The 8,189-nt window shown below is 56.0% G+C and carries 6 protein-coding genes and 1 pseudogene; 1 reads left to right on the forward strand and 6 read right to left on the reverse strand.

Annotation, left to right across the window (positions count from 1 at the left end):
- On the forward strand, window positions 1-500 hold a 500-nt coding region (locus AAAC48_RS18935; protein ID WP_340655673.1), incomplete at its 5' end, for a type IV secretion system protein.
- Window positions 501-581: 81 nt separating this feature from the next.
- Here the strand turns inward: AAAC48_RS18935 and AAAC48_RS18940 are convergent.
- The 6 genes and pseudogenes from AAAC48_RS18940 to AAAC48_RS18965 all read right to left on the reverse strand — a co-directional run.
- Entirely contained in the window at window positions 582-1,742 is a 1,161-nt protein-coding gene (locus AAAC48_RS18940) for an SGNH/GDSL hydrolase family protein (protein WP_340655674.1), read from the reverse strand.
- Window positions 1,739-2,845, reverse strand: coding sequence for a glycoside hydrolase (locus AAAC48_RS18945; protein WP_340655675.1), 1,107 nt, complete (start codon window positions 2,843-2,845; stop codon window positions 1,739-1,741). The genes AAAC48_RS18940 and AAAC48_RS18945 overlap by 4 nt, the downstream gene beginning before the upstream one ends.
- A gap of 43 nt (window positions 2,846-2,888) precedes the next feature.
- Window positions 2,889-4,064 carry a polysaccharide pyruvyl transferase family protein gene (locus AAAC48_RS18950; protein WP_340655676.1) on the reverse strand — a complete coding sequence of 392 codons (1,176 nt, stop codon included), beginning with the start codon at window positions 4,062-4,064 and terminating at the stop codon, window positions 2,889-2,891.
- Between the two features lie 49 nt (window positions 4,065-4,113).
- Window positions 4,114-5,289, reverse strand: coding sequence for a polysaccharide pyruvyl transferase family protein (locus AAAC48_RS18955; protein WP_340655677.1), 1,176 nt, complete (start codon window positions 5,287-5,289; stop codon window positions 4,114-4,116).
- Window positions 5,290-5,318: 29 nt separating this feature from the next.
- Window positions 5,319-8,006 (reverse strand): glycosyltransferase, encoded by a 2,688-nt coding sequence (locus AAAC48_RS18960; protein WP_340655678.1) that lies wholly within the window; start codon window positions 8,004-8,006, stop codon window positions 5,319-5,321.
- Window positions 7,996-8,189 (reverse strand): annotated as a pseudogene (locus AAAC48_RS18965) (hypothetical protein); the annotation flags it as partial. The pseudogene AAAC48_RS18965 and the gene AAAC48_RS18960, both read right to left, overlap by 11 nt.

The following is an 8,189-nucleotide window of genomic DNA, read 5'->3' on the forward strand; positions in this document are numbered from 1 at the left end:
CCTATGATGCCGCATCGGTGCAGGACAATTTTGACTTGGCACAATTGCTGTCGACCGGAGATGCCAGCCGGGATCTGGATAGCCTTTCCAGTCCGACCAACGCGGTCAATCGCTTTGACCGGCATACACGTGTGCTCCCGTCCATCAAATCCATACAAATTCCCAACAGCCGCACGGCAATAGTGCGGTTTTCGACGCAGCGCATCGGCCAGAATGCCGGGCCGGAAGAGCATTGGGCACTCGTGCAAGTCCTGAGCAATGGCGATAGCCCTGCGATGAAGGATGTGGGACCGTTCGTACTGATCTGTTTCTCCGGATTGTTTCTTCTCGCACAGATCGTGCCACTTACTGCGCGTATCGCATCGAGCACCCAGGAATGGGCAGTTGGAAGCGCCGGCACGCTAAGGGGCTTGGTCACTACCGTCGCGGCGGGACACAGGGTGGCGCGCGCCACAAAGTCCAGTCCCCGGTGTACAACTCGGGACAGCAATTTCATCTGAAACAGCGCTGAGAGAAATTCAGGACAGAAACGCCGCCATAACGCGGCAAACCAGAAATCGCTAGGTCTGCGGTTTCGTTCACTATTCTGCGGCCGCCGCGCGCTGTTCTTCCGGTCGATTGGGGGGAGTCTCAAACCTTTCGATCGCGCACACCTTCAGGTTTCCGGTGAAGAGGAGACCGCCGATCGGGAGAGCGGGCTCTGGCGGGAACGTTTCATGCCGGATGCTGTCCTTCGGAACATGTAGCTTGTGTTCAACGCCGTCAGTGCCTCCTGCGAGCGTTAGCGACAACGCGGGTTGTGCTTCGAGCAGCGACGTTCCGTAGAGGAATTCGAAGCTCAACATCGAGACAAGGAATTTGTAGGTCCCGTCGCGCACACCTCCTTTGAGGAGTGCAGCGCGATGGATATCGTTGCCAATACGTATATCGAGCGGAGGGATCCGTGGTTCGCAAACATAGGCCAGCGCCAGGAGCTGTCCCTTCTCTACCTCAAAGCGCAAGCGATCGCGGCCAAGGTCGACTGCTGCAACGGAGAAACGGCGGTTGCTATACTCGACCGGTAGCCGACCGATTCTCTTGCCGAGCTCATTCCCGTCAAACGCACGCGCGCCTGCAAAGTGCTCGGGATCTATTGCTGGAGGTAGTGCGGCGGCACGATGCGGAGTTTGCAGCGCTGGTTCAAGCTGGTCCGCAATCAGGTTGGCAACGATGGTTGTGGCCACGGGGCGCGCGTAGTGACCCTGATCGGAATAGAAACTCGGATGACCGACAACGTCGCGCCCGTAATGTTGCATCAAGAGCTGCGAGACGTTGACACAGATCGTATCGTACCATTGCGAGATATAGTTGATACCTGCATCAATCGACGGAACAGCATTCAGAAACGAGCCGTTGCGCGCGCCGAACACGAGCGTCGCAATCCTGAGATTCGGATTGCGATCGAGGGCGAAGCGGATGATCCCTTCATAGAAACGTGCCCAATGGCGGAATGGACGCCGTTCGTCGCCATAAACGAAGGCATCGTTGAGCGCGTACTCGATCAACAACAGATCGCAATCGGCGAGTTGGTCATAAATCTTGAGCTGATAGAGCCCGAATGCACTCGTCGTGCCGCCGACCGAGAGGTCAGCGGTGACATCAAGTTCGACACCTCGTCTCGCCATGGTTGACAGAAGCGAGGGCAGATAGCCCGGCAGCATGACGGTGTTGGAGCCGCCGATAATGACTGTCTTGAGTTTCATGGTGTCACCGCCATCCTGCCAGCTGAGGACAGCGCGCCGCAGCGCCAGACTCCGTAAGGCGTCGCATCCCAATTGAAATAGTAGGCCGCGGCAACACGGCCTGCTTGCATCAATTCCTCGAATCGGCTCTTGGCCGACCGCACCAGACGCTCGCGGGAACTATCATCGCCCGGGCACGACGTCGAATTGTTGGCAAAGCCCCATTCGGTGATCCAACAGGGTTTGCCGTCCGGTCGTGTGCCACAGATCGAGAGTGCTTGGTCCATGTGTTGTTCGCGGGTGGTCGATGAGCCGCCACTACCGGGATAAATGTGGATTCCATAACCATCGACCACGTCATCGAGGCCGTGCTTTTGCAGGAGGGACGTAAAGGTTGATGGATCGATGCTGTCAATGCCACGGCGGTCGGCATCGGCGACCGGAATGTCGGACAGGCCCGCCGTGATTACCTTTGCACTGGCACTGTGTTTCGTGGTCGCGAGCTGTTGGCGCACCACGTTCAATAGCAGAACATAGTTTGCCGCGCCGCGCTCGACAGATTGCGGATCACCAAGATCTTTCAGCGAACGGGCCGTTTTGGTTTTCGCTTTGGCTTTAACCTCGAGATCGCCATTGTAGGCACCCCAATTGATTTCGTTGCCAGTTTCGACGGCGATCAGAGGGATACCGAGCTGATCGATCTTCCCCAGGGCATCGCCGACCGTGGACCGAAAAAGATCCGGGGAAATGTCAGAGAGCCGATACATGTCCCATATGCGTCCACGACCTGAGCGTGGCTTCGTTCCCGCAGGGAAGAACGCCGGATTGTTGAGCGGTATCTCGAGCAGGACGGCGAGGCCTTTTTCATGAGCCACCCGGATCGCGTCGATGCTTGCATCGATCGGCTTGGTCAAAGACAAGCGCACGGACTTGATTCCGTTGTTTGCTATCGAAGCCAATATTGTCTCTCTTTCAGTGGCCGGGAGCCATGCGATGTTGACCCGGTTAACGCCAAACCGAGTATCGCCGGATGCGCCGGATGGCGTCGCAAAGATCGCTGCTGCAAGAACCGCAGCAACAGCGAGGCACACGCCCGCGCCGATGCTGCGTCGAAACCACCTCATGGCTTTATGTCTCCCCGAGACCCTGTGCCATTGAAGAAAGCTGTCATCTAATCCCGATATCCTTTAGTGCTGCGTTGAAATTCGCCTCACAGGCCGAATAGCGATGTATCGCTGCCGGTACGTCAATCTTGGATAAGAAATCCTGCAAGTAGGCTTTCTTTTGCGGTTCACGATTCCAGACTGATGCCTCGATATGCGGGAAACCCACAAAGTCGAGCATCTCACGCATGCGATCATCGACGGCGATCATCAGCGCCGGAACACCCGACTGCATGCCAATGATGGAACCGTGGAACCGGCGGCCAAAACAGAAGTCTTGCCCCGAAACCCAGCTGCGCCACTTATGTGTATCAAAGAAGACGAGATACTCACGCTTGCGCTGCCATTTCTCGGCGTGCTTGTACTCGGTTGGAGCCGTAATGCGGCTGGCTGCCTGGTCATAGGCTTCCGTTGTGTCATCACCGACCATGTTCATGTTGTAGACGATCACTTCGTCCTGGATGACATAGCTCGCCGTGCTGTCCTTGTGCAGGAGTACATGGGCATCGACGATCGTATCTGGGACACTGCCGAGATAGCCACCAAAAGCGATTTTTTGCGATTCGGCGAGCTCGGGATCGGCAAGGCGACTAAGCGAGCGTTTCATTGCGTCGGGCGCAAAATACAGAGATGGACAGCCCGTCGGGCGAACGTATTTCATGCCTTCGGCCTTAAGGAACTCTGCCGTGAAATGACCTCGGGTCAGGAAGAATGTTTCTTTCTTCTTGAGAACGTTGAGAAAACGATGGGTGCCCTCAGGCAGCTCGTTCTTCAGGTTTTCCTTCTTCTGAATACCGATCCCCATGATGACGATAGGCATGTTGAGGCGCTCGAATACGTAAGACTCGGTCATGGCTGCGTAGCCCGGGCGGAGCAGGTTGGCGGACGCAAACAGGCAAAGATCGAAACTCTCGTTCAACCTTGCATAGGTTTCAGGAGAATTGAGGCTATTCGCAAGATGCCAGAAAGGAATGTAGGTAACATCATGACCGCGAACGCTGTTGGCCGCGCCTTCGCCGATGAGGTAGTTGCCCGTGTTGGCGATTTTCTTGACCTGGTCAATGACATCCTTCTTTGTGCGGACATTCTCGAAATAAGGGCGGTGCTTCACGGCTGCTCCGGAAACACTGTCGACGGTCCGCATCAAATATGATGGGATGCCTGTGATCATAATTCTCATGTTTGTCCATCTTGGGTTTAGAGGTTCGTCAAGGCACTGGGTTGGGATATCACCCGATGCCAATCTCGGTTAGAACCGACCGGAAATTGCGCTCGCGGTCAGAATACTTCTCAATGACCTGGGGAATATTCATGCTTGCCAAATGATCAGCAACGAATGCCGAGCGATCATTTGCGGCATTTAGGTCATTGGCTTCAACTTTCGGGAGCCCGGAAAAATTCAGCATCTCGCGCATGCGATCATCGACGGCAACGATCAGACTCGGTACACCGGCCTGAAGCGCTATAACGTTGCCATGGAAGCGCCGGCCGAACGCAAAATCCATGGACGATGTCCAGGCACGCCACTGGTTCGTATCAAAAAATGTATGAACCTTGATCTTCTTTTTGAGCTCATCGGAACCCTTGAACGATAGCTCGCCGATCATCTCACCGGAGGTAGAATCGTATACACGGCCATCCTCGTTTGGCTCTACCTGCATATCGAAATGCAGAAGCTCGTCCTGGATGACGTAGGATGACCGACCGTCATCGGACGAAAGCGAATTCATGTCGCCGATCGTGTCGAGTGCGGCGCCCATATAGCCAGTGAAAACTGTACGGCCCTCCCCCACCTTTACATCTGGCAGGCGGCGAATTGCGCGGCGGACGTTCGCGGGCATGAAATACATGGAGGGGCAGCCGACGGGCCTTACGAACGAGAACCCCTGGCTTTTCAGGAACGCAGCTGTTTCCTCGCCCCGGGTCAAGAAGTAATGCTCCTTCTCCTTCAGGATCTGCAGGAGTCGCTGTGTTCCTTCTGGCAGTGATTCTTCAAGATCGGGCCGGCTCTGAATGCCGATACCCAGCATTACGACTGGCATATCCAGTTTGGCCAGGACCTGTGCCTCCGCATCAGCCGACAAGCTCTTTCGGAGAAGATTGGCGCAGGTGAAGACGCAGATATCGAACTGTTTGTTGATACTGTCGAGACCAGTTCCGTTGTTTACGGCATTGTAAAGATGCCAGAACGGAATGTGGGTGGCGTCTGGAGACAAAGCGCGCAGTGCGCCCTCTCCGATCAAATAATTGCCGGTGTTGCTGATATTCTTGAGTTCGCGCAGATAGGCTTCCTTGCTTTCTGGCTGAGGTTGCTTTTCCGAGTAAAAAACGTGCGTGTCTTCAGCCCTTTGAACGAGGCGTGTAAGATGACCCGGGATGCCGGTGAGGAGAATTCTGGGGCTCATAGGGTTCACAAAAACCTTTCTAGTGGTGGTCACGCAACAGCACGGCTCGAAAGCTCGGCGGCGGCATTAAACTCTGGTGCGGGTGCGATCGCAGCCGCAATACGTTGTGGCGGGTTTGCTACGTCGATCGTATTGCTCCATGCAATGAAATCGGCGAATGACGCGCTCCACGAGCGCCGGTCTGCCGTTGCGAGCGCACCTGCGGCCGTCCGGGCGAGAGCGGTACGATCTTGCGCCAGGATAGTGAGCAACCGCGCCATGTCTGCCACGATCTGAGCATCGTTGCCATTCTTGATCAAAATGCCGTCCTGGCCATGGGCTATTAGTTCATCGACCGCGCCAACCGCAGTTGCTACCGGAACGCAGCCAAGTTGCTGCGCCTCGGCAATCATCAAAGGTGCCCCTTCCCAGCGCGATGGCATCAGCAGAACATCGGCCCAGGCAAGATGTGCGGCGATGTCCTTGCCGCCAAAGACTGGCGGCGAAACCTGAACACCTACGTCCTTCAGACGCGTCATCCAGGATGAGCTGGGATCGTCGGCGAGAATCTCGCCGCCAATCGCCTGCGCCTCGAAAGCGATACCGCGCTCCCGCAGCTTGACGATTGCGTCGTATAGCCGGTCGATACCCTTTTGCCGGTCAAGCCGCCCCATATAGAGGATACGAATTGGCTCACCTACGCGCCCGGTTTCCCGTGCCTCGGTCACTTGTGCCCGAACTTTCTCGTCAATGGAGAAACTTGCGGCGTTCGGTACGGCGAATATCTTCTCGAAAGGAACGCCGAAACTGTGCAGGTAGGTCTTTAGCTGCTCCGAGCAGGTCAGAAATGCATCATAAGCGTGCTCGAATGCGATTGCTGCGTAAGGCTGTCCTGCACGGCGGCGGAAGACGGTCTCGTCCACAACGTGAAGATAGCATGCGGTACGCGTCCCCTCGGAACGAAGCTTGGCCATAAGCGGGTGAGCGGCCATCACATGGTTGTTGACAATGAGGTCAAAACCAGAGAGCTGGCCCCGGAGGCCGGCCCAATCCAGGTCGTGATCCTCCGTGATGAAATCCTGGCCGAGAAACCGGTTCGTGTCGCCCCACGCCGGTATGCCGTCCTTCCAGAAATGAACGTAATCGAAAGCTTGATCGAACTCGTCAAGCACATCCATTCGAGCTGAACCGAGCACGAAAAGGTGGGTTTCAAACCCCTCCTGCTTGAGTTCGCGCCCGGCCGCATAGGCTACTTTCTCAGCTCCGCCGAATGAAGCGTTCGGTACCAGTACTGCAGCTGTCTTTCGCTGAGCACTATTGTGGGCAAGCGGAAGCACCGGTGATCCGCCAAGTTCTGTCCTGAGGACCTGGTACATCTCGGACAGGCCATGAAGTCGCCGCGGCCGCCACGTCCAGCGCGTATTGGCAGCCTGTTTGAGCGGACTGGTCGCGATGGCGGTGACCAGGTTAAGCAGCGCCTGTTCGGGGCGCGCCAGTGAGCGGCGCTGTCGCGCTTTCGGGAATGGAAAGCGGACTTTAAGACGTGAGGAGGTCGGCCAAAGCTGTTGACTTCCAATCGACGAAAACCAATCGAGCGCATTGTTCTCGATAACGTTCTGAACGAGCTTGGTCGAAACGAAGATCAGGTCAGCCGCGCTTTGCCGTGCGCCGGAAGGCAGTATTTCGGAGTCGATGCGTCGTTCTGAATCCACGTTACCCAGCTCGACGAATACAATATTGGTCTTTTCTGCGAGCCGTTCGAGATGGCACAGGATATTTGGCCATAGGCGCGAGCGTGTGAGAAGCTTCAGTGTCTCAGTGCTGCATGCCGCCAAGAAGGGCGGAAAATGAAAATTGTCTGGCTCACCGACGCTACCCCAAAATGCGCGGATCGCATCATCGAATCCAATTTCACCGGGGGGCTGGGTCGGATCTGTGAACGTGCCGAGTGTCCCCTCACCGGTACGAATGACGGCATAGCGCGGGCATTCCTTGTGTTCAAATCCGACCAGCGTTGGTCGGCGAAACAGCGTTTTGTGACGCTTCCGCAAGAAACTGACCGACGCCGAACGATCACGGTTTGCTTCCTTGAAACGGCTTTCTGCCCGCAAGCGATATTCGAAGCCAGTGTCGTGGCAGGGCTCTCCAACGAACCCTGCTTCGATAGCTGAGAGCCAGAATTCCCAGTCCTCGAAACCATTCTGACGATTATCGTCGAAACGCACCCCGCTCTTGAATACGGCGACCGAAATCATCGAGCCCGTGTCGCAGATGTTGTCCGTAATGCAATGAACCAGGCGTGAGTAACTGTCGCCGTAATGGGCACGCCAGTTGACGGAGAATGTGTCGATATTCGTATAAATCCAGCCGGCTCCGCTCGAAACGAGGCGGCGGTACAGGGTGTCTACTGTGTGTGGCAGGATTCGATTATCCGCATCAAGAAAGTAGACAGCCTTCGTCTCGGGCAATTCGTTGAGGATATACTCGATTGCACGATTGCGAGCGCCGCCCGGGCCTGCATTTTCGCCGAAAATCACGTGGATTTCCGGGTGTGCTGCGGCGTAAAGCGCGAGCTGGTCAAACACTTCCTGACGCGGATCGCCATCGACCGATACGACAATCGCTGTGCGAAATGCAGTTGTCGACGCAAGTGCAGATTCCAGCGCTTCAAGAACGAGAGCCGCATGGCCATAGAGCGGCATTGCAATGGCAATCAAATCCCGAGGCTTATCGTGCATTGGCCATCTCCTGCGGAGGACGAGCCTCGAGATGCTTGACGAGCCTGAAATTGAAAACCTTAAGCCAGGAAAAATCGACCGAGTCCGTGGTTGCCTTACTGAGAACGACGAGGTCCATCGTCCGAGCGACCGGCGTATCCAGCATGAAGTTGATGTCTACCGGTTTTTGCGCCGTGATCTCGG

It is taken from the genome of Phyllobacterium sp. (assembly GCF_037994405.1).
Lineage (GTDB): Bacteria > Pseudomonadota > Alphaproteobacteria > Rhizobiales > Rhizobiaceae > Phyllobacterium.